Origin of the sequence: Streptomyces rubradiris (assembly GCF_016860525.1) — a bacterium.
Taxonomy (GTDB): Bacteria; Actinomycetota; Actinomycetes; order Streptomycetales; family Streptomycetaceae; genus Streptomyces; species Streptomyces rubradiris.
Genome location: NZ_BNEA01000015.1, coordinates 4,216,413 through 4,238,137, shown reverse-complemented (window position 1 = coordinate 4,238,137; position 21,725 = coordinate 4,216,413). Strand labels below are relative to the sequence as shown.

Annotated in this window: 20 protein-coding genes, 2 tRNA genes and 1 pseudogene; 15 read left to right on the top strand and 8 right to left on the bottom strand. The window is 69.9% G+C overall.

The window, feature by feature from the left end; genetic code table 11:
- Positions 1-25 precede the first annotated feature (25 nt).
- Positions 26-268 (top strand): hypothetical protein, encoded by a 243-nt coding sequence (locus Srubr_RS31985; protein WP_189994787.1) that lies wholly within the window; start codon positions 26-28, stop codon positions 266-268.
- 160 nt (positions 269-428) lie between these two features.
- Here Srubr_RS31985 and Srubr_RS31980 read toward each other — a convergent pair.
- Positions 429-514 (bottom strand) — tRNA-Ser (locus Srubr_RS31980).
- A 748-nt stretch (positions 515-1,262) separates the two neighbouring features.
- Here Srubr_RS31980 and Srubr_RS31975 point away from each other — a divergent pair.
- Complete coding sequence (locus Srubr_RS31975) at positions 1,263-2,327, top strand: hypothetical protein (RefSeq protein WP_203855067.1); 1,065 nt, start codon at positions 1,263-1,265, stop codon at positions 2,325-2,327.
- Between the two features lie 37 nt (positions 2,328-2,364).
- Here the strand turns inward: Srubr_RS31975 and Srubr_RS31970 are convergent, their stop codons facing one another.
- Together Srubr_RS31970 and Srubr_RS31965 are read right to left on the bottom strand one after the other, a co-directional pair.
- Complete coding sequence (locus Srubr_RS31970; RefSeq protein WP_189994791.1) at positions 2,365-2,835, bottom strand: NUDIX domain-containing protein; 471 nt, start codon at positions 2,833-2,835, stop codon at positions 2,365-2,367.
- A 2-nt stretch (positions 2,836-2,837) separates the two neighbouring features.
- On the bottom strand, positions 2,838-3,584 hold the full coding sequence (locus Srubr_RS31965; protein WP_189994792.1) for a helix-turn-helix domain-containing protein: 747 nt from the start codon (positions 3,582-3,584) through the stop codon (positions 2,838-2,840).
- A gap of 119 nt (positions 3,585-3,703) precedes the next feature.
- Between Srubr_RS31965 and Srubr_RS31960 the strand changes: the two genes are divergently transcribed.
- From Srubr_RS31960 to Srubr_RS31935, 6 genes are all read left to right on the top strand, one after another.
- Complete coding sequence (locus Srubr_RS31960; RefSeq protein ID WP_229924279.1) at positions 3,704-3,934, top strand: hypothetical protein; 231 nt, start codon at positions 3,704-3,706, stop codon at positions 3,932-3,934.
- Between the two features lie 246 nt (positions 3,935-4,180).
- Positions 4,181-4,624 (top strand): glycine-rich domain-containing protein, encoded by a 444-nt coding sequence (locus tag Srubr_RS31955; protein WP_189994794.1) that lies wholly within the window; start codon positions 4,181-4,183, stop codon positions 4,622-4,624.
- Positions 4,625-4,695: 71 nt separating this feature from the next.
- On the top strand, positions 4,696-5,532 hold the full coding sequence (locus Srubr_RS31950; protein ID WP_189994796.1) for a protein kinase family protein: 837 nt from the start codon (positions 4,696-4,698) through the stop codon (positions 5,530-5,532).
- A gap of 603 nt (positions 5,533-6,135) precedes the next feature.
- Entirely contained in the window at positions 6,136-6,648 is a 513-nt protein-coding gene (locus tag Srubr_RS31945) for a site-specific integrase (protein WP_189994798.1), read from the top strand.
- A gap of 441 nt (positions 6,649-7,089) precedes the next feature.
- A complete protein-coding gene (locus Srubr_RS31940) occupies positions 7,090-7,857 on the top strand; it encodes a DnaB-like helicase N-terminal domain-containing protein (protein WP_189994800.1) in 768 nt (255 codons plus the stop codon).
- A gap of 391 nt (positions 7,858-8,248) precedes the next feature.
- Positions 8,249-8,632 carry a hypothetical protein gene (locus tag Srubr_RS31935; protein WP_189994803.1) on the top strand — a complete coding sequence of 128 codons (384 nt, stop codon included), beginning with the start codon at positions 8,249-8,251 and terminating at the stop codon, positions 8,630-8,632.
- Between the two features lie 170 nt (positions 8,633-8,802).
- On the opposite strand, the gene Srubr_RS31930 is transcribed toward Srubr_RS31935, so the two are convergent.
- Together Srubr_RS31930 and Srubr_RS31925 are read right to left on the bottom strand one after the other, a co-directional pair.
- A tRNA-Ser gene (locus tag Srubr_RS31930) sits at positions 8,803-8,889 on the bottom strand.
- A 67-nt stretch (positions 8,890-8,956) separates the two neighbouring features.
- Positions 8,957-10,486, bottom strand: a complete 1,530-nt coding sequence (locus Srubr_RS31925) for a S1C family serine protease (RefSeq protein ID WP_189994805.1) — start codon at positions 10,484-10,486, stop codon at positions 8,957-8,959.
- Between the two features lie 237 nt (positions 10,487-10,723).
- On the opposite strand from Srubr_RS31925, the gene Srubr_RS31920 reads away from it, so the two are divergent.
- The 3 genes and pseudogenes from Srubr_RS31920 (at position 10,724) to Srubr_RS31910 (ending at position 14,042) form a co-directional block, all read left to right on the top strand.
- Complete coding sequence (locus tag Srubr_RS31920; RefSeq protein WP_189994808.1) at positions 10,724-11,551, top strand: glycerophosphodiester phosphodiesterase; 828 nt, start codon at positions 10,724-10,726, stop codon at positions 11,549-11,551.
- A gap of 175 nt (positions 11,552-11,726) precedes the next feature.
- Positions 11,727-12,341: pseudogene (locus tag Srubr_RS31915) on the top strand (ATP-binding protein); the annotation flags it as partial.
- A 738-nt stretch (positions 12,342-13,079) separates the two neighbouring features.
- On the top strand, positions 13,080-14,042 hold the full coding sequence (locus Srubr_RS31910; protein ID WP_189994810.1) for a DUF5926 family protein: 963 nt from the start codon (positions 13,080-13,082) through the stop codon (positions 14,040-14,042).
- A 285-nt stretch (positions 14,043-14,327) separates the two neighbouring features.
- Here Srubr_RS31910 and Srubr_RS31905 read toward each other — a convergent pair whose 3' ends face one another.
- Both Srubr_RS31905 and Srubr_RS31900 read right to left on the bottom strand, forming a co-directional pair.
- Positions 14,328-14,906: a hypothetical protein gene (locus Srubr_RS31905; RefSeq protein WP_229926657.1), complete on the bottom strand. Its 579-nt coding sequence runs from the start codon at positions 14,904-14,906 to the stop codon at positions 14,328-14,330.
- Between the two features lie 55 nt (positions 14,907-14,961).
- The gene (locus Srubr_RS31900; protein ID WP_189994812.1) at positions 14,962-15,633 is read right to left on the bottom strand and encodes a bifunctional DNA primase/polymerase; all 672 of its coding nucleotides are present in this window, start codon (positions 15,631-15,633) and stop codon (positions 14,962-14,964) included.
- Between the two features lie 491 nt (positions 15,634-16,124).
- On the opposite strand from Srubr_RS31900, the gene Srubr_RS31895 reads away from it, so the two are divergent.
- Positions 16,125-17,642 (top strand): PP2C family protein-serine/threonine phosphatase, encoded by a 1,518-nt coding sequence (locus Srubr_RS31895; RefSeq protein WP_189994814.1) that lies wholly within the window; start codon positions 16,125-16,127, stop codon positions 17,640-17,642.
- A gap of 162 nt (positions 17,643-17,804) precedes the next feature.
- The gene (locus Srubr_RS31890) at positions 17,805-19,289 is read left to right on the top strand and encodes an aminopeptidase P family protein (RefSeq protein ID WP_189994816.1); all 1,485 of its coding nucleotides are present in this window, start codon (positions 17,805-17,807) and stop codon (positions 19,287-19,289) included.
- A gap of 25 nt (positions 19,290-19,314) precedes the next feature.
- On the opposite strand, the gene Srubr_RS31885 is transcribed toward Srubr_RS31890, so the two are convergent.
- A complete protein-coding gene (locus Srubr_RS31885) occupies positions 19,315-19,758 on the bottom strand; it encodes an ATP-binding protein (RefSeq protein ID WP_189994818.1) in 444 nt (147 codons plus the stop codon).
- 206 nt (positions 19,759-19,964) lie between these two features.
- On the opposite strand from Srubr_RS31885, the gene Srubr_RS31880 reads away from it, so the two are divergent.
- Positions 19,965-20,813, top strand: a complete 849-nt coding sequence (locus Srubr_RS31880; RefSeq protein ID WP_189994820.1) for a hypothetical protein — start codon at positions 19,965-19,967, stop codon at positions 20,811-20,813.
- Between the two features lie 171 nt (positions 20,814-20,984).
- The gene (locus Srubr_RS31875) at positions 20,985-21,710 is read left to right on the top strand and encodes a YcnI family copper-binding membrane protein (RefSeq protein ID WP_189994822.1); all 726 of its coding nucleotides are present in this window, start codon (positions 20,985-20,987) and stop codon (positions 21,708-21,710) included.
- Positions 21,711-21,725 lie beyond the last annotated feature (15 nt).

Sequence of the window (21,725 nt, the reverse complement as noted above, 5' to 3'; positions counted from 1 at the left end):
GCGCGATCCCTTTTACGATCCGAACGTGACGGACATACCGGATGAACTGATCAGGCTGGAACGCACCGCCGAGGTCGAGCGCGCCCGCCTGGCGGGCCTGACCGGCGAGGCGTACGACGAGCAGCGGCGCCGCTTCTGCGCGGCCTCGGACGCGGTGCACGAGGCGATCACCGCCCGCGCCGAGGCGACCGGCACCGACCCCCACGAGGTCGAACAGGCGGTCCGCCGCGCGCTACGCCAGACCCAGGAGGACCCGGCCGTGGAATGACCGCTCCACAGATCGAACGGGCCTTGGAAACCGCCTACGGCGCACAGGGCGAGCGACGCTCCGGGGAAGGACCACCGCGAGAGCACCCCATACAGCCCCATACGGAAAGGGCGCCCCTCTGCGAGGAGCACCCCTTCCGGCTGCACACTTACGACCTCTGCGGAGGCGGTGGGATTTGAACCCACGGTGACATCGCTGCCACGACGGTTTTCAAGACCGTTCCCTTCGGCCGCTCGGGCGACCCCCCTTGCCCCGGCCCTACCTGGGGCGGAGGGCCTACAGCCTGCCGACCTCGGGCCTCGCGCGGGGCTCGTGGTCCACAGGGGGTCCACCGGCTCTTCTCCAGCCGCCGGCGCCACCGCATCGTCCACCCCTCGGCTCTCCTCAACCCACGGACTACGACCTTCTGATCCGTAGGATCGGGCAGAGCGTTGGGCGATGCTCCGCCCTCCTCCCGACTGATCGCCGACGACCGTGATCAACGGTCTCTGTGGGCCGTCGTTGCCGTCAGGGTTGCCGTCAGCTCTGAACAGCGGCGCAGCCTCCCTGCACCTGAAGGTCTGTAAACACAGCCAGCCTGAGAGGTACAAATTTCGGCACAGGCTGCAAGGCGGCAGCTTCGCTAACCGGGCGCGGAACGGCGCCCGGTCGCGCGCCCCCGTTTCCACCCCACTTGCGCCCGGTCAGTCAGCGCCCGTGCCGCGCCAAGGCGCTAAGCCTTTTAGCCAACCAACTGATTGAGCAACCAACTGACGACCGCACGTGCAGCACCTGTTACTGCCCCCACAGCAAGCAGTTGGATCGTTCGGAGACGCCCACGTCCAGACCGGCGCTCGTCCACAGCACTCACTCCTGTCATGACCGAGAAGCCCGCGTTGGGCTCCAACGGTCACCAGTAAGGCAACAGCTGTCTCGGCGGAGTCCCGACAACTTCGCGGGGTTCTAAGCTGGGGCCATGGTCAGGACTGGCCCCAGCGCGGCAGACAGAGCCCTCTTGGAGCACTTGCAGCGCCGTGGGGTCCAGGCGAGCCTGGCTCAGCTCGAACGATGGCGTCACGCTGGGATTTTGCCGCGTAATAGGCGCACATTCTTAGGTAGAGGCAACGGGTCAGCTTCCACACTTGATGGCGCATCATTCGATATTGCCGAAGCAATGTCGATAGTCTCGCGGCGAGGCGTATCCATACACGAAGCAGTGTTGCGAATCTTCACAGTAGATCCGCGCCACAACGACCTTTTCGCACTTCCCGGCTTTCCGTTGCCAGAGTCGGCAGTTCGCTCAGCTCTTGAGTGGTTCGTCGAACACGGCGACCAAACCCTAGACGGCAGAATACGCAGAGCATTGCAAAAATGTCGCTCCATAGATGATCCAGTGGAGGCAATCACAAGAATTTCCGTCGAGCACTACAATCGCATGCGCCGCAATCCCGACCCTGCAGCGATACATCGCCCAAGTTTTTGGAGTCTGGGAGGCCGCAGAGATGTAGTCGACCTTGCCGCCTTTGGAGTGGCCAGTTTTCTCGGCGATGAAGAAATTGGCACCGACAGACTTGCCGAGATTGTAGCGAACTTCACCGGCAGGCAAACCAAGCTAAATGAGACTGAAATCCGCAAAGGGTACGCTAGAATCAAACGTGCCCTTAATGCGGTAGAGCTAGACGGCAAGCAAGCCTTGCAGGCGCCGCGCATGAGAACGACCGAGGCGATCATCGATCAAATCGGCCATACTCAATTTGATCTGATCTGCGACACCAGGGACAAGATTGCGTTTGTGGCAGAGATGGGGCACCTGTACCTTCAAATCGGAGGGTCTGACATTGCGGAACCAATGGCCAGCCGAATGCTTGAGGCCAGCACCGGCTCAATCACTGCAAACATGATCTTCCATTCTGTGGTACCAATCGCCACCACTCTGGATCAAAACGCGTGGCATTACTTGACTGCCGTGCTAGTGATGACCTTGACGGAATCAGATGGGGAATATTTAGACGCTCTGAATAAGCTGGCGTACGCAGCTGCTCCGGACCGCTTCGGGGATGGACGACCTGTACAGCCCTAGGGTCCCGTCCGACCCAAAGCAGGTGTCGCAGGTGCGGTCAGCCGAGATAGGGCCGATCGCGGTGTTCCAGGAAGTGACAGATCCGGAGCCGCTGCGTGTGGTGCATCGGTAGTTGATCGATCTCATCTGGCTGGATGAATCGCAGCTCCGTGGACTCGTCCGAGATTGCGAGCCGGCCCCCGACCACACGGGCCGTGAAGCAGACGTTGAACTGCCTGCGCACCTCACCGTCCGAGTAGGCGATGATGTGGCGAGGGTCGGTGTACGTGCCCACGAGCCCGGTGATCTCCACGTCCAGACCCGTTTCCTCCTTCACCTCGCGGACGGCCGTTCCCGGAAGTGAGTCGGTCATCTCCATGCCACCGCCTGGCAATGCCCAAAGATCGTTGTCCCGTCGGCGCTGAAGGAGAATGCGTCCTTCGTCGTCGGTCACCACGGCGGACGCGGCGACCACCATGCTGTTCGGCTCCGGTGCCGCCGGGTCGTCGTAGTACTCGGTCCTGGCCATGGTCATCCTTCTTCGCTTATCGGCGTCGCGGTTTCCCACACCGCGTCGAAGCTGCTGGCGTAGGTATCGAACATGCCGCCCTCCCCGCTGCGGCGCAGATGCCACACGGGAGCACCGTAGGCGTTCACGCCCCAGACGTGGGCATTGACCAGCGCCTGGTCGTCCGCGCGATAGATCGAGTTGTAGAGCGTGGTGGCATGGGTCCGGACCTCGATGCCGGCGACTTCGGCCAGTGGGCGATAGTGCATGAGGGCGAGTCTGCAGCGGGATTCGATCCCATGCCCGAACTTCTCTTCCTTACCTCGCTGCTGAACGTTCGTGCTGTCCGGGTCGCCGACTGCGATGCGGATCGCGCACCCATCGGCAGCTCGTTCTCGCAGCAGGTCGTTGAGCCGCGGGTACGCCTCGTGCAGGAAGACGGCGGCATACACCAACACGTCGATCCGCTCGCGGGCCTGAGTCAGCATGTCCACGAAGGTCGACACGGGGATGTCTGCCCGCTGGTCGTAGAGGGCCACAAGTTCCGGGCTGACGGCGCGGGCGGGGCGTGCCTGCCGGAGCGCAGGCCATAGAGCGTGCACGTCTTCTCCTAGTGTTTCCGCTGCCAGCATGGCCGTGGCTCGACGCGGCGTACGCCCCAGATTGACCCACCGTTCGACGGACTTGGGATCGACCTCGACCTTGTCCGCGAGGGCGGCGTACGTCCATCCGCCGGCGACCATGGCAGCACGTAGCCTCTCGTTCGGCATCCCAATCTCTCCTAATACGCGGGGACGGCACTAGGGACGTTCTACCCGACGCAGGACGTCCCAAAGTGGGGTGCGTCGGGGGTTCTGGCGTCCCGCTGAGTGGCGGGATGCTCTGCCGCATGGCGAGCAACCAGCAGACCAGACCAGGCATCGGTGAACTGGCGAAAGACACTGCCAGTGGACGGATCGGCGTCGTCATGGATGAGGTCGGCGCCAGGGTGCAGATAAGGCCCATCGGCGGCGGTGTCGAGTGGGACGCCCTGCCGAACAACCTGGTGGCGCCCACCGCGCGGGAGGAACTGAGCGTCCGCCTTGCCATCAAGAACGGCAACAGCCGGGGTGGCCTGTGATGCGCGCCATCGGCCGGTTCGCGAGGGGTCTTTCGTCATCGTGGTCAGTGGGTCCTGCGGCCTGGTGATCGGTATGGCCCTCGGTATCAGCCAGTAGACCGGCCGCCCCGAACGGGATGACACCTTCCTTGGCTCCCCCTCCCCCGTTCGGGGCCGGCCTTCCAATCCCCCGGTGGCCCGTGGTCCACGCCTCGGCGACCGGTGCGGACGCAAGTGCCAGAGCACAGCGACACTCAAGGAGCTCGCATGACGGCAACGGCCAACGACCAGAAGACCGGTCGCGCGGTGGCTGGTGAGGAACTGCTCGACAGCCTCATCCACTTCTTGGTGGTCCACAACGGACAGCCGCACGAGCGCGCCGAGCGGATCGCGGACCAGGCGGTGGCCTTCGTGGTGACCGCGGCGACCGCCACCGTGCCCATGGTCCCGTCGGACGATGTGGACCTCGGCCTCCATGCGCTCATCCTGCACACCAAGGAGTACGCCGAACTGTGCGATCGGTTCGCGGGCCGCTTCCTCCACCACAACCCCAAGCCGGGTGAAGGGGCGCGTGATCCGAAGAAGGTCGCCGCCTCCGCACACGCGATGAAGGCGGCCGGGTTCATGGTCTTCGACGACCTCTGGACCGTGGACGGCACGAACCTCGCGCAGTGCGACGCGGACTGCGGCCGTCCGTACGGTCAGGCATAGGGACACGACACCAGCGACGCGGCCGGCCTCGTGTACGTCGTCGGCCGCGTCGCTCGGAAGGAGAACAGACGTTGCCTGGGACACCCCCCGAACTGCCGATCGTCGTGCTCGACGCACTCATGCCCACGGCTCAGCGCCTGGTCCTCAATCGTCGGGGCTCCATGGTCTGGGAAGTCGAAAGCCATCGTGGCCACTACGCCGTGAAGGTCGGATACCCCATCGAGGCAACGGCCGACTGGCCGGCCCAGCCCTGGACGGCGCTCGCACCCGCACGCGAGGGCGCCGTGCTGTACCGCCTCGGCTTCCACGACTTCGCGTACGGCGAGTGGGACGGCGGCACCTGGAACTTCCAGCCGTGGCGCGAGGGGCCGGACCTCTATCGGCGGTGGGAACCTTGCCGCGATCCGGAGTCGCGCATCGAACCGGACCCCAGCGTGGCTCTGGGTTGTGTGGAAGCCCTGGCCGAACTGCACGCGAAAGGCTGGGCCCACGGTGACGTACAGCCCGCGCACTTCATCATCGGTCCGGATCGAACGCACCTGATCGACCTGGCGTTGGCGAGCGGTGGTCGCGTGCCCGAGGGGTACGACTTCCCGTTCCGGGGTTGCCTCGTCCACTACGAAGCACCGGAGATCGCGCGCAGGGTGCTCGCGACCGGAGTGGCAGAGCCCACGCGCGAAGCCGACATCTATGCGCTCGGCGCCGCACTGCTCATCTCCGCCACGGGTTGGCGGGCGGTCGACTACCCGGACGACGCCCCGCGCCCCGTGCAGCGAAAGGCCGTGGCGGACGGCAAGCGCCGACCCGTCAAGGTGCAGGGCGAGATGGGGGAACTGATCGAGGCCATGCTCAGCCACGCGCCCGGGGACAGGCCGACGATCTACGAGGTCGGCAAGGCCCTGAGCTGAATCCAGGGCCAGGCGCTTCCCAACGCCGCCATCCCACAACGAGACCCAGTCGTCCAAAGACCGGACCACCCCTCAGCCTGGACAGCATTCCGGGTGGTCCGGTCGCGGAAGCCCTGATCAGGACCCCGATGCCGATGGTACCGGGGCGATTGGCGCGCTCGGATGCGGGCGCCGCCGCACCCCGGGCCCTTGTCAGTGCACTGGAGAGGGGCCTTGACATGAGCCACCGAAAGTCGACCACGACGGTGGGTGCGCCGAACGAGCACCCGTCACGTGTGTCTCCAGCAACCCCGTACCGGCCTCAGCCACGCTTCTTTCGTGCGTCGCGGCCCATGCCCCGATCCTGCCTGGGCGTTGGTGACACGGCCGGGCAACACGGCACGACCTGTGGTTCGCGGTCCCTGCGGCTCTGAATCGGCGAGCGGTTGAGGGGAGTGATCGCGCCTGGCGCAAGGTCGGCTTGCTCCTGGTGCTCGGACTGGTCGAGACGCTGTTGGCGAGCAAGGGGAACGTGGACGGCACCTGAAGGCGTTCTTCGGCTGCCTCTACTACGCGGCCAACCGCCCTGGGGAGGCGGCCAACCTCCGGGAAGAAGACTTCACCTTGCCCGAAGAGGGCTGGGGGGAAGTACTGCTGTCCACGAGCACGCCCCGCGTCGGTTCCGGCTGGACCGACACGGGCGAGTCGTTCGACACACGCGGCCTGAAGAAGCGGGCCCGCAAGGCGACCCGGCCTGTGCCGATTCCGCCCGTCCTCGTGCGCCTGGTCCGTGAGCACATCAAGGAGTTCGGCACCGCTGAAGACGGCCGGCTTTTCCGTGCGGTCCAGGGTGGTGGCCTGCTGTCCAAGGAGTACGGGGAGGTCTGGAAAGCGGCTCGACTCGCGGTGCTGACAGAGTCCGAGGCTGCCTCACCGCTGGCAGACGTGCCGTACTCCCTGCGCCACGCGGGCGTATCGCTCTGGCTTGAGTCCGGTGTCTCCCCGGCCGAGGTCGCGCGCCGGGCCGGACAGAGCATCGCGGTTCTGTTCCGGTTCTACGCCAAGGCGATTCACCGCAACCAGCAGCGCTCGAACGAACAGATTGAGCGGGCGCTTGACGCTGCCGACGAAGAGTAAGCCAGTTCGAAGCACAGACAGCGCCACCTTCTGCCCGCGTCGGGCAAGGTGGCGCCTTCACGTCCTTCGGTGGCCCATCCGCGTTGAGCGGGACTCACCCGAGCTTTGAGGGACAGGCCGCCCCGCTAGACGGACTACTTCCGTAGAAGCTCCTCCAGAAGAGTCACCACCGCGATGGCTGTTCCGAGCGCTGCCCCTATGGCCGGGTCCTCCAAGACCAAGTAGACCGTGAAGACCCCAGCGAACAGGAGTAGAAGAGTGCGCGTGCTGATCTGATCCATGTACCTCTCCAAGTAGATGCCCTGGAATCAGCTTCAGCAGTGGTCAGCTTCAATTGACGGCTTCTGACAGTCGCTCATGATCTCTTACAGTCCCTGACAGTGCATGACGCTAGGTGACATCATGGGCAAGCCATGTGGGGCGACAGTCAGGGGGTAACACATGCCACAGTGGCTTAGGCCAAAGCTTCCTGAAGGACCCCTCCGGGTCTTCAATCGCGAACTGCATGCGCTGCACGGCAAGGCGGGATACCCCTCAGCCCGAAAGCTCTACCTAGCCGTAGGGAAGGTCGTCAGCCACACGAACATCCACCACGCCTTTGTGAAGCCCGCTCTGCCGTCGTGGGGTGTGGTTGAAGTGGTGGTGGAACAGCTGGCTCAGCTAGCCAGACCTCGGCTTGCAGCTGAAGCAGAGGTCAACCGCTTCAAGGCTCTCTGGGACCAAGCCCATGCCGCGGTCCAGCTCTCGTTGGCGCCGACCAAAGCCCCTGGGCCACAGTCAGCGAGCAACCACGGGTCTCCGCCTGACGCAGCTCGCCCGGCCTTGACGGCCGGTGCTTTCTTCAGCAACCGAAATGCTCTGATCTTTCAGGCGATCGTTGATCTCCATCGAGCGGGGGGGCCGGTAAGCGTGCCCCAAGTCGCTGCAGAGCTCCAGAGACGCGGCCAACTCGAACTTTGCGGCGGTGAGGACTACCTGTTCGAGTGCGTGAAGGCCGTCATCCAGGGGGCCTACGAGGCAGGCATGAGCGTGCACGAGTTCGGTGTCCTGAGCGCGCGGAAGGTCCGTGCAGCCGCAGACGCTCGCGAGCGACTGGTGACCTCGCGGGTCGAACCAGTCCCGTACGCCGGCCGCGTGCAGAGGACAGTGGACCAGGCAGCCAAGCCACATCCGCACCGGGCAGGCCAGCAGCCTGAAAAAGCCACATGATCCTGACTCCCTCCTCCTAAGGCACCCGATCAAGAGGATCGAGCTTCGACACGCTGACGATTCTGGGTCTTGCAGCCTCACCCCGCCTCGACGGGGCGAGGCTGTTGCGTTTCTGTAGTTCGTTTCCGAACTGCCTTGAGTTGAGCCCTAGTTTCCAGTCATACGCTATGCTCTTGGACGTGCCCACGGTGGAGCTGCGAACTCCTGTGAGCACCAAGCAAGATCACTCTTGCCGTTCTTGGCCTGTGATCCGCACTCGATGTGCGGGGAGTTCCAGGTCAGTGGGCGGGCTGTCGAGTGGGTTAGTCCCTTCGAATGGAGGTGAGGCCCGCTCATCCGATGTCGGCCAGCCGTAGCGGTGTGTGATCACGCTTGCCCACAGCATCAAACCTTGATCATCACCCTATTGATTCACGGCGGGGCTCAAGACCTGCCGACTGAGATACCCGGCGATACGTCGGACGCAGGGCTTCTCAGTTCGACCACTCACGCAGTGGCCGAGCTGACGAATGCCCTGTGCATGAGCCAAGGCTCGGTCACGTTACCTCGGAAGGTACTGAGACCGTTGGACACGGCTGTGACGATCGCAATCACCACTGTGGCCGCGATTCTCATCGCGCTGAAAACCACCCTTGATCAACTTTCGGGCCTGCTCGAATCAGCTGCCCAGACTCGCGACGCATGGCGGCGTTTCCGCGACAAGGAGACCCGGACGTCGCAGAGCAACGAGCAAGCTCCCCCGACGGACCAGGGAGAGCCACCTGCCGCCGCATGATGCCGTTGTGACGTCGCTGTCGCTTCAGACGGTGGAACCTTGGTCCACACCTGGTCCACACACAGTGATCCACAACGCTACAGAGCTGGGTCAAGGTGAGACAGGCCCCACCTAGAAGGGGTGTCCCTCAAGAGGGGCACCCCTTCTGACCTGCATGCTTATGACCTCTGCGGAGGCGGTGGGATTTGAACCCACGGTGACATCGCTGCCACGACGGTTTTCAAGACCGTTCCCTTCGGCCGCTCGGGCACGCCTCCCCGCGCCGGCGGAGACCGACGGCGCGGGTACAGATTACCGGCCCGCCGGCCGCGGCGGGCGGCCCCGTCAGCTGTCGCCCTCGCGCGCGCCCAGCGTCAGGTCCGCCGTGTGCTCCTGGCCGCCCCGCTTGTACGTGATCTTGACCTTGTCGCCGGGCTGGTGGGTCCAGATCTCGCCGATCAGGGTGGGGCCGCTGTCGATCACGTGGTCATCGAGCTTGGTGATGACGTCGCCGGGCTTCAGGCCGGCCTTGTCCGCCGGGCCGCCGGACTCGACCGCGGCGGCGCCGCCCGTGCCCTGATCGGTGATCTTCGCGCCGTCGGAGGAGTCCTCCAGGGAGACGGACGCGCCGATCTTGGCGTACACCGGCTTGCCGGTCTTGATCAGCTGCTGGGCGACGTACTTCGCCTGGTTGATCGGGATGGCGAAGCCCAGGCCGATCGATCCGGACTGGCCGGAGCCGAAGCCGCCGCTGCCCGAGGACTGGATCGCGGAGTTGATGCCGATGACCGCCCCGGAGGCGTCCAGCAGCGGGCCGCCGGAGTTGCCCGGGTTGATGGACGCGTCGGTCTGCAGGGCGCTCATGTAGGACGCCTTGCTGGTGGAGCTGCCGTCGCTGGAGGCCACCGGACGGTCCTTGGCGCTGATGATGCCCGTCGTCACCGTGTTGGACAGGCCGAAGGGCGCGCCGATGGCGATGGTCTCGTCGCCGACGGCCACCTTGTCGGAGTCGCCGAGGGCGAGCGGCCGCAGGTCGGAAGGAGCGTTCTTGAGCTTGATGACCGCGACGTCGTAGCCCTGTGCGTGGCCGACGACCTCGGCGTCGTACTTCTTCCCGCTCGGGAAGGTGGCGGTGAGCCGGCCGCCGTCCACCGCCTCCGCGACCACGTGGTTGTTGGTGACGATGTGGCCCTGGGTGTCGAAGACGAAGCCGGTGCCGGTGCCGCCCTCGCCGTCGCTGCTCTCGGCCTGGATCGTCACCGTGCTGGGCAGCGCCTTGGCGGCCACGTTGGCGATCGTGCCCGGCGCGCGCTTGACCTGCGTGGCGCTGTCGGGGGCGGAGACCGTGGTGGAGCCGCGGTCGTCCCGGTCCTTGGCCAGGGTGTAGCCGAGGCCGCCGCCCAGACCGCCCGCGACCAGCGCGGCCACCAGGACCGCCGCCACCAGGCCGCCGCGTCCGCCGCGCGGCTTGGGCGCGGGCTGCTGCCAGGAGGCTCCCCAGCCGGCGCCCGGGCCCCCGGCGTCACCGCCGTAGGACGGACCGCCACCGCCGTACGCGGCTCCGTCGCCGTAGGAGCCGTAGGAGCCGTAGGAGGGGCTGGCCTGGGGCGGGGGCGGCCAGGAGCCGTCGGGGGCCGGACCCGCCGGCGCCGCACCCTGGCCCGCCGGGGCCGCTCCGTGGGCGGCCGGGGGCTGGTCGGACGCGGGGGCGGCGGGCGGGGCCGCCGGGTTCTCCTGGGGCACGGACGAGCGGGTCGCCCCCTGGGCGTTCCCCTCGGGCGCGGCGCCCTGCGGGGAAGCGTCGGGAGAGGCCACCGGCACGGGAGGTGCGGACGGCGCCGGGGGTACCGCGTTGCCCTCGTTCTCGGTGCTCACAGCTCTTCTCCTCGGTCCACGCCTGTTGTCGTCGGTCGCACTGGTCTTGCGGTCAGCTTTTCCCACGGGCCGTCAGAGCACCATAAGCCGTGGCTGTGGGTCCGGCAGTCCTCTTTATATAGGATCTGTTGGGGCATTCACCTTAAAAGTTATATAAGCGATCAGGGCACCGCTCGTTCGTCGCCCGGTCGCCTCCGTCCCGCCCCGTTCGCCCGGCGACGATGGCACCATGACGCGGTGACCCACGCACCACAGCGCTCCATCCAGGTCGTCGCCCACCGCGGTGCCTCCGAAGACGCCCCCGAGCACACCCTCGCCGCCTACCGGAAGGCCATCGAGGACGGCGCCGACGCCCTGGAGTGCGACGTACGGCTGACCGCGGACGGCCATCTGGTCTGCGTCCACGACCGACGGGTGAACCGTACCTCCAACGGCCGCGGCGCGGTCTCCGCGCTGGAACTCGCCGACCTGGCCGCTCTCGACTTCGGCTCCTGGAAGACGCGCGAGGCCTGGCACGGGCGGGACGAGGAGCCCGACTGGGAGCACCGCCCGGAGGACCGCGAGGCCACCTCCGTCCTCACCCTGGAGCGACTGCTGGAACTGGTCGCGGACGCCGGCCGGCGGGTGGAGCTGGCCATCGAGACCAAGCACCCCACGCGCTGGGCGGGTCAGGTCGAGGAACGGCTGCTGGCCCTGCTGAACCGTTTCGGCCTCGCCGCGCCGGCCTCCGCCGCCGAGTCACCGGTCCGGATCATGAGCTTCTCGGCCCGTTCGCTGCACCGTGTGCGCACGGCGGCTCCGATCCTGCCGACGGTCTATCTGATGCAGTTCGTATCGCCCCGGCTGCGCGACGGCCGGCTCCCGGCGGGCGTGGGCATCGCGGGGCCCTCGATCCGCATCGTGCGCAACCACCCCGCCTACGTGGAGCGGCTGCGGCAGGCCGGCCATCAGGTCCACGTGTGGACCGTGAACGAGCCCGAGGACGTCGACCTCTGCGTCGAGCTGGGCGTCGACGCCATCATCACCAACCGCCCGCGCGCGGTGCTCCACCGGCTGGGCCGCTGAACCACCGCCCCCACCGGCGAACGGCAGTGTCCGGGACCCGTCACACGAGACCGTCAGGTCCGCCGCGGCGACCGGCCGGCTCCGTCACGCGAAACCGTCGGGGCCGCCACGCGAAGCGTCGGGCCCCGTCACAGGGAGTGCACCGGCGCGTTCGCCGCGTGTCCGGCCGTGCCGAGTGCGTCACCGGAAGAGGACTGGCCGGTTTCCGGTACAGGCCAAGAGGGCATCCACACCGTGGCGTGGGGCGAAGGAGGTCTCGGGGGTGGCGTTGGTGGTGGCACAGGAAGTGCCCACGTCGTCGAGCATGGCCGTACCCCATGGCCCTGCGGGCGTGGGGGAGGCGCGGCACCGGATGCGGGCGCAGCTGCGCGGCGGGGGCGTGGCGGAGTCGGTCATCGACGACGCCGTACTGATCCTTTCGGAGCTGTTGAGCAATGCCTGCCGGCACGGGCGGCCCCTGGGGGACGCGCCGGCCGGAAACGGCGACGTCCGCGCCGCTTGGCGGGTCGACGCGCGCGGGCGGCTCCTCGTGGAGGTCACGGACGGCGGCGGCCCGACCCGCCCGGCACCGGCGACGCCGTCGGTGACCGCGCACGGCGGGCGCGGACTGAACATCATCACGGCGCTCGCCGACGACTGGGGCGTCCGGGACGACGTCGAGGGCGAGGTGACGGTCTGGGTGCTGGTCCACGGGGACGTCCACGATCCTGATGCGGGCCACTCCCATGACGCGTTCGCTACGCGCGTCACCCGGCCCAGGACAGGGAAGACACCGCTCCCGGACCTGGCACTGCCGAGCGTGGCGACGACCTCCGAGGTCGCACTGCCGAGCGTGGCGGCGGCCTCCCAGGCGGCGCTGCCGGGTGCGACGGCGGTCTCCGGGGCGGGCCTGCCGGGTGCGACGGCCGGTGATGTGGCACTGCCTCCCCTGCCCGCCGCGAACGGCGCGCCGCCGGACGCGTCCGGGCGGGACGCGCCCGGGCGGGACGCGCCCGTGCGGGACGCGCCGCTCACGGGCATATCGGAGGCATCCCTGCCGGGCATACCCGACACGACGACGCTGGATACGGCCCTGACGGCCGCTTCGGATACGGCGCTGACGGGCATGACCGCCCCGGACGTGCCCTTGTCCGGCCTGACCGGACCCGGCCTGACCGGACCCGGCCTGGCCTCCCCCGGTCCGTCCCTGCCGGACCTGTCCGGTCTGGACTTCGCCGACGCGTTCGAGGACTTCGAGGACTTGGACTGACCGTTACCGGCACGGCGACGACCGCCCAGGGCGCACGTCGGCAGCCCCCGGCGGGCGACGACGGGCACGGACGCACACCGGCACGCGTCCACCGCCGGGCACCGGCGGCACGCGGGCGGGAACCAGCAGGCCCCGGCCCGCTGTTCCCCCGTATCCCCTTCCCTCATCCCCCTCCCAGCCGTCGAGCGCCCGTACGTTGTCCACAGGTTCCCGTCGGTCATGGCCCGAACGGCTAGGCTCCCGACGTACGAGAAGCGCCGTAACCGGGAGACACCCACCATGGCCAAGAAGCGCCCCCAGACGAAGGCCAAGCCGCAGCTGATCGACGGGGAGATCCCGGTTGTCGGCGCTCGCGAACCCTGCCCCTGCGGCAGCGGCCGGCGCTACAAGGCCTGCCACGGCCGGGCCGCCGCGCACGCCGTGACCGAGCTGGTGCACCGCCCGTTCGAGGGACTGCCCGGCGAGTGCGACTGGGTCGCGCTGCGCGAGCTGGTCCCGGCCGCGACGGCCGAACTGACGCTGCGGGACGGCCTGCCCGAGGGCGTCCCGTCGGTCACGCTCGCCACGGTGCTGCCGATGGCCTGGCCCGCGCTGCGCCGCGACGACGGCTCGGTCCTGCTCGGCCTGCAGAACGACACGGCGTCCGGCGACATCAGCCGCGACCTCGCCGACACCCTGCTGCGCGCCCTGGAGGCCGAGCCGGGCACCCCGGTGCAGGGCCGCCGCGCCCCGGCCGAGGGCCCGCGGCTGCAGGACCTGCTGGACCCGGAGGGCGCTTTCCAGCCGGCCGTGCACAGCGGCTTCGAGTTCTGGGTGCCGGACGCGGAGAACGCCACCCCGGAGGTGGCCGCCTCTCTGGAGCGGGCCAACGCCGCCGCGATCCCGACCGTGCGGCTGTCCGGCGTGGACGCCGCCTACTGGTGCGAGACCCCGGAGAAGAACCACCTGCGCTGGGTCATGCCGCACCCGGAGGAGCAGCTTCTGGACGCTCTCGCGCGACTGCACGCGGCGGGCCGCTCCAGCCTCGGCGAGGGCACCCGGCTCGTGGGCTCCTTCCGTGCTCACGGCCTCACCGTGCCGGTCTGGGACCTGCCGAGCGCCATCTCGGCCAAGGACGTGGAGCGGCCGGCCACCGAGTTCGCCGAGCGTCTCGCCGCCGCCCTCGCCGTGACGGAACCGCTCACTCCGGAGGAGCGCCGGGCCCGCGGCGGACTGACCAACCGGCAGGTCACGCTCAGCTGACGCGCCGTACGCGGGGAGGCCCGGGCGGCCGGCCGGCGAGCCGTGCCGCCGGGCCGCGCGGAGGGTGACTCGTGTCACAACTCGGCGCATCTTCCGGAAAATCGGTGTCCGAATCGGCAAGACCGAATTTGCGAACCGCCGATCTCTTGTTACGGTTCCTGTAGCCCGGTTGCTGGTGCATCCCCCGTCGCCAGCAACCGGGCCTTTCCATGCCCGCGGCCATGCTCCCGGCCTCTTCCGCGCCGGTGTACGGAGCCGGGCGGAGCGTCAACTGCCCGGCAAGCCTCAGGTGTTGCTGCCCGAGCGGAGCAGCAGCGCGCCCCTGCCGCCGCGCTCGGCGAACTCGGTGACGGCCGTGTAGGCGTCCGGCCGGCCCCGCAGGCGTTCGCGCGGTGTCTCACAGGTCGCGGGCTCGTCGTCGGTCCCGGTGGCGCAGCGCGTCTGGACCGTCCGGCCGCCCGGCCCCATCAGGCTCAACAGCGAATCCAGCGCTCTGCCGGTGGCGTTGCGGTAGTAGGTGCGCGCCCAGGTGTCCTCGCCCTGCGTCAGCACACAGGTCTGGGCCTCGATGCCGTCCGGCGAGGTGAGGGCCGGGCCGCAGCGGGCGGCGGTGGCGAGCCCGATGCCGAGCAGGAAGGGGGAGCGGCGGGCGCCGTGCGCGCCGGTCTTCGCGTCGGCCCGGACATCGGCCGGTACGGCGGTCCGGCCGGCCTCGCCCACCTGTCCCGCGGACGCCACGGTCAGCGGCAGCGCGGCCGCGGCCGCCACGACGGCACCGAGGGAGAGCAGCAGCCGCGGCCTGCGCGGGCGCTGCCCGCGGTGGCGCGGCTGTGGGGCGCGGTGGCCACCGGAATGACGCAGCATGCCCGGAAGATAACGAGCGGGCGGGCCCCGCCCGCCCCGGCCGCGCCCGACACCCCTACAACTCCGGCGCGCTCACACCCGTACGAGTGAGGGCGTCGACCACGGCGTCCACCACGGCCTCCACGTCGGGCACCCAGGGCGCGGCCGAGCCGGGCAGCGGGGCGCGCTCCCAGCGGACGGCGCCCTGGCCGGTCTCGGACGGGGGCAGGGCGAGATAGCCGCCCTCCCCGTGGAAGCGCAGGGAGCCGGGGACGAAGTCCTTGGCGTAGAGCAGTTCGCCGAGCTGCTCCATGGAGTACGGCTTCACCAGCAGCGCCCAGCGGGTGGGCGAGGCGACCACCGGGCCGAGCCGCATGCCGCGCCGGTCGAGCAGGGTGAGGGCGCGGGAGGCGGCGAGGGCCGGCAGGCTGACCGCGCAGGGCGCCCGGCCCCCGGTGGCCAGGATGACGGGAGCGCTCGGCCGGTTGGTCCACCACCAGCGCACCATGCGCGCGTCGGTGGTGGCGGCGAGCAGACCCGGGTCGAAGGGGTGGGCACCGGGCACCGTGCACTCCGGGTCGGGGCAGGCGCAGCGGGCCCGCCCCTGCGGGTCCGGCGCCACACCGGGGAGTACCGGCCACTGCCATTCCGTCGCGAAGGTCAGGGCCGCGCCGAGCTGCTCGGGCTTCCCGCCGTTCCGCCTCCGCCTGGACAGGAGCCTGCGTCGCCTTCCGAGGATCTCGCGCATGAGCGCTCGTTCCTTTCCGTTGCACCGCTGGCAACACCGTGGGCTACATCACACCATGTGTCGATCACTTCACTGTGCGTACCTGATGGCGCATCACACCCCGCTCACGGCATGGGTACCCCAAGGGGGTCGAGCGTGGGCCGCGTCCGCGTCCATAGTGCGTCTATCAAAAGCACGGCCGCGGCGTGGGGTGGCGAAGTCTGGCGTTTTGCGTCGCGCGTGTTTCTCTCCGCCTCCGCCACGGGAGGATGGGGCTCGGCCGTCGGTGGCTATGACGCCCGGGTCCGTCGCCAGGTTCCGGGTGGCCCCCAACCACCCCTGGCCTTCTCCGAGTACGTACCCATCACGACCGTTGTGACGCTCCGTGGAGCAAGGCCAGTCGACCGCAATGGACCGATACCTGAGGCAGTTTTCAGCCAACTCGGCGGTAAGGCAAGGGGTTCGGGCAAAACCGCTCCGACCTCTTGGACACCAGGAATCCCGGCAGGACAATGCTGGACATCTCCTCACGAGTGCGTGTACATGTGGAGACACTGCTAGCGGCGCAGAATGACATGGGGGTTTGCGATGCTTTCCAGCAATACGCGCCGGTCTGGAAGCCGGACACCATGAACGCCCCGCACCCTCCGAAAGTGGCTGGAATCGATTCAACAGTTCCCACGCCCGCCCACACTGCGCCGCCAGCCCCTCCCGCCCCCGGCGCCCCTTCCGTCCCAGGCACCGCCGCCGTTCCCGCGCCCCACTCGCCCGCCCCCGGCACCCTGCTCCAGGACCGGCTGGCCGGCTGGGTCTCCGATCTGACGACCCTCCACGAACTCACCGAGCGCCTCTCGCGCACCAGCGCCCTCGACACCGCCCTGCACGAGCTGCTGCGCGCCGGCGCCACCCTGGTCGACGCCCCCCGCGGCCTGGTCGCCCTGGACCCCGCCGACGGCCTCGGCCCCCGCACCAGCCTGGGCCTGGGCCTGGGCCGCGCCGACCTCGGCCACCTCGAGACCGTGCCGCGCGGCTCACTCCCGTACGACACCGGCGGCACCGCCGAGCTGGTCCGCCCCGACCTGCTCGCCGAGGAGGGCCTCGACCCGCGCCACCGCGAGGTGGCCGTCCGCCTCGGCTACGCCGCCAGCTACGCCCTGCCCCTCGTCACCGGCTCCGCCGGCCGGCTCGGCGCCGCGGTGTGGTTCTACGACGAACCGGCCGAGCCGAACGAGCGCCGCCGCCATCTGGCCGGGCTGTACGTCCGGCACGCCACCGAGCACCTGGCCCGGCTGCTGGAAGTGGAACGCACACGCGCGTGCGTGGCGACCCTCACCGACGGACTGCTGCCCACCCGGCTGCCCCGGGTGCCCGGCGTGCAGCTCGCCGCCCGGCACCGCACGAGCGCGCGCGGCGGCGGCGACTGGTACGACGCCCTGCCGCTGCCGGACGCCGCGCTCGGCCTGTCCGTCGGCTCGGTCACCGGCTCCGGGCCCGGCGCGGTGGCCGCCATGGGCCGGCTGCGTGCCTCCCTGCGCGCGTACGCCGTGATGGAGGGCGAGGACCCGGTCGCCGTCCTGTCCGACCTGGAGCTGCTGCTGCGACTGACCGAGCCCGCCCGCTCGGCCACCGCCCTGTTCGCCTACTGCGAGCCCGCGCTCCGCCGGATCACCCTGGCCGGCGCCGGGCACAGCCCGCCACTGCTGATCGGCGAGCGGCGCACCGAGTTCGCCGAGACCTCCGTCTCCGCGCCGCTCGGCATGCTCGCCTGCTGGGAGGCGCCCAGCGCCGAGGTGCAGACGGAGCCCGGCGAGACGGTTCTGCTCTACACCGACGGGCTGCTGCACCGTACCGGCGACCCGATGGACCGCGCCTTCGCCCGGCTGCACGCCGCCGCCACGGGCGTTCCGCGCGCGCTGCGGCACGACCCGGGGGCGGTCGCCGACCACGTCCTGCGCACGGTCCTGCCGGACGGCCTGGACACGGCCGACAGCGAGGAGGACGTGGTCCTGCTGGCGGCCCGCTTCGACTGACGGCCCCGGCGACGGTTCCGGCCGACCGGTATGACCGGGCATAACAGGTCATCCGGCCCCGCCCGCTCCCGGTACGACCGTACGATGATGGAGGCCCCGCTCGGCCACAAGCAGGAGCGCACGGGCCCCGGGGGAGATCACTGGCGTATCGAGGAGGATCACGTGTCCGACGAGCTCAACCCGGCTGTGCCCGACTCCGCTACCGCGGAGGGCCCGGAGACCGAGCCCGAGGAGCCGGTCAAGCAGCGGAAGAACGGCCTGTACCCGGGCGTCTCCGACGAGCTGGCCGAAAACATGAAGTCCGGCTGGGCCGACACGGAGCTGCGTGACCTGGAGCCCGTCGAGCAGGCCGCGCACACCGCGCGCCGCCGCGCCGCGCTCTCCGCCCGCTTCCCGGGCGAGCGCCTGGTCGTCCCGGCGGGCAACCTCAAGACCCGCTCGAACGACACCGAGTACCCCTTCCGCGCCTCCGTCGAGTACGCGTACCTCACCGGCAACCAGACCGAGGACGGCGTCCTGGTCCTGGAGCCCAAGGGCGACGGCCACGAGGCGACGATCTACCTCCTGCCCCGCTCGAACCGGGAGAACGGCGAGTTCTGGCTCTCCGGCCAGGGCGAGCTGTGGGTCGGCCGCCGGCACTCCCTCGCCGAGTCCGAGGCGCTCTACGGCATCCCGGCCGCCGATGTGCGCGAGCTGGCCGACAAGCTCCGCGAGGCCACCGGCCCGGTCCGCGTGGTGCGCGGGTACGACGCCGGCATCGAGGCGGCCCTGACCGACAAGGTCACCGCCGAACGCGACGAGGAGCTGCGCGTCTTCCTCTCCGAGATGCGCCTGGTCAAGGACGAGTTCGAGATCGGCGAGCTGCAGAAGGCCGTCGACTCCACCGTGCGCGGCTTCGAGGACGTCGTGAAGGTCCTCGACAAGGCCGAGGCGACCTCCGAGCGCTACATCGAGGGCACCTTCTTCCTCCGCGCGCGCGTGGAGGGCAACGACGTCGGCTACGGCTCCATCTGCGCGGCCGGCCCGCACGCCTGCACCCTGCACTGGGTCCGCAACGACGGCCCGGTCCGCTCCGGCGACCTGCTCCTGCTGGACGCCGGCGTGGAGACGCACACGCTGTACACCGCCGACGTCACGCGCACGCTGCCCGTCAACGGCTCCTACAGCGAGATCCAGAAGAAGATCTACGACGCCGTGTACGACGCCCAGGAGGCCGGCATCGCGGCCGTCAAGCCGGGCGCCAAGTACCGTGACTTCCACGACGCGGCCCAGCGCGTGCTGGCCGAGCGGCTCGTCGAGTGGGGCCTGGTCGAGGGCCCGGTCGAGCGCGTCCTGGAGCTGGGCCTGCAGCGCCGCTGGACCCTGCACGGCACCGGGCACATGCTCGGCATGGACGTCCACGACTGCGCCGCCGCGCGGACCGAGACCTACGTGGACGGCACGCTGGAGCCGGGCATGGTGCTCACCGTCGAGCCGGGTCTGTACTTCCAGGCCGACGACCTGACCGTGCCCGAGGAGTACCGGGGCATCGGCGTCCGGATCGAGGACGACATCCTCGTGACCGAGGACGGCAACCGGAACCTCTCCGCGGGGCTGCCGCGCCGCTCCGACGAGGTCGAGGCGTGGATGGCCACGCTGAAGGGCTGATCCGCCGGCGAAGGACCCCTCACGCTCACGCGGTGAGCAGCGAGGGGTCCTTCGTCCATTTGAGGATCTTGTCGAAGCTGACCACCGTCCCGCCCAGACCGGGCTTCGCCCCGATGTGGACGTGGTCGGTCAGTTCCTGGATCAGGCACAGGCCGCGCCCGTGCTCGGCGTCCGCACGGGTCGGCCGGAAGTCCTGGGCGCGGGGCAGACCGGGCCCGGAATCGGCCACCTCGATACGGCACTTCTCCCCGTCGAGGTAGGCCGTCACCCGGTAGGCCTGCGAGGCGCCGGGCGCGGCGTCCCCGCCGTGCTCGACCGCGTTCGCGCAGGCCTCGGTGAGGGCCACCGACAGGTCGTAGGAGATGTCCGGGTCGACGCCCGCCGTCTCCATGGTGCCGATCAGCAGCCGTCGCGCGAGCGGCACGCTCGCGGCCTCGCGCCGCAGATGGAGTGACCACCAGATGCTCATGCTCCAGCCTCCTGGCCGCGGCTCGACATACCGTTACGTATTGCCACGCCTGGGCGACCATAAGCACTCCGCCGGCGTCGCCGGGCCCATATGGCCGATGCGCTGGGGCCGGAATCGGTGTATGGGCGGGGCGAACCGGTGATCGGCGACGGCTCGGCCGACCTGCCGTAGGCAGCGGACAGGGGCAGTGGGATGATGAGCCCGCCATGACTGCCCCCCACCCGCGCACGGCGCGTCCCGGAGCCGGGCTCCGGACACTGCGGGCCGCGGTGTTCGCCGCGGCCTGCGTCGCGCTGGCCGCGGGCGGGCACATTCTGGCCTCCTGCGCGGGCGTGCCGCTGTGGACGCTCGGCGCGGGCTTCCTCGGCTGTCTGCTGCTCGTGGCCCCGCTCGCCGGGCGGACCCGCTCGCTGCCGGGCATCGCCGCGCTGCTCGCCCTCGGCCAGACCGTGCTGCACACGCTGTTCGGGCTGGGCCAGCACGGGGCGATGGCCGCGCCGACGGCCGCGATGACCGCCGGGTCCACCGGCTCGGCGCTCAGTGACCGCGCGCTGGTGGAACAGGCCACCCGGCTCCTGTGCGGGTCGACCCCGTCGTCCCTCACCCCCGGGCACGCCTACCGGCTGCTGCTCGACGCCCGGCTGATCGACCGTTCGGCCCGGCCGACGCCGGCCCTGGGCACCCTGGAGCACGTCCACGGCGCCGCGGGCGCCCCGGCCGGTCTGCTCCCCTCGCTGCCGATGCTGCTCGGCCATGTGCTCGCGGCGGTGGCCGCGGGCTGGCTGCTGCGCCGCGGGGATCTGGCCGTGCTGCGGCTGATCGAGCTGTCGGCGCACGGAGCCCACGGAGTCGCGGAGACGGCACTCATACGGTCTCTGCGCGCCGCGCTCGCGCTGGTGCGCGCCCTGTGCGCCGGGCTGCTGCCCGACGCCGGGCCCGGCCCGCGCGGCCACCGCCCCGAGCGGGACGACACCCCGGCCCCGCACACCGCCGTACTCCAGCACACGGTGATCCGGCGCGGCCCGCCCGCCGCCGCCTTCCTCCTCGCCGCCTGACACGACGCGACGACCACCGCCACCGGATCCGAGAGAGCCGGGCGGGAGGCGCCGCCGTCGTGCGGCACACGCGCGTGCGCACACCGGTACCGGCCGCTCCGAGCGGCACGGCCCGCGCACGCGTACTCCCGATCACCCACGCATCTCACCCGGAGTGGAGTACTCCCTGCCATGAAGGCTTCTCGTATCGCCGCCGCCACCGTCGCCGCCGGCTCGGCCGTCCTCGCCCTGTCCGTCCCCGCGTTCGCGCACGTCACCGTGCAGCCCGAGGGCACCGCGGCCAAGGGCGGCTACGCGGTCGTGAACGTCAAGGTCCCGAACGAGCGCGACGACGCCTCGACCACCAAGGTCGAGCTCAGCCTGCCGGCCGACCACCCGATCGCCTCGGTCATGCCGCAGCCGGTGCCCGGCTGGAAGGCCACCGTCACCAAGGCCAAGCTGGACAAGCCGCTGACCATGCACGGCGAGAAGATCGACGAGGCCGTCAGCAAGGTCACCTGGACCGCCGACGGCAAGGGCATCGAGCCCGGTTTCTTCCAGAAGTTCCCGCTCTCCCTGGGCGCCCTGCCCGAGAACACCGACCAGCTGGTGTTCAAGGCCCTCCAGACCTACTCCAACAAGGAAGTGGTGCGCTGGATCGAGGTCCCGCAGGAGGGCCAGGACGAGCCGGAGAGCCCCGCGCCGGTGCTGAAGCTGGCCGCCGCCGAGGACGAGCACGGCTCGGCGAGCGCCGCGAACGCCACCGACAAGTCCGGCAAGACCGAGGAGACGGCCGCCGCGGACTCCGGTGACGGCACCGACACCACCGCGCGCGTGCTCGGCGTGGCCGGCATCGTCATCGGCATCGCGGGCGTGGCCTACGGCGTCTTCGCGGGCCGCCGCCGCACCGCCGCCTGATCCTCGTTCCACAGC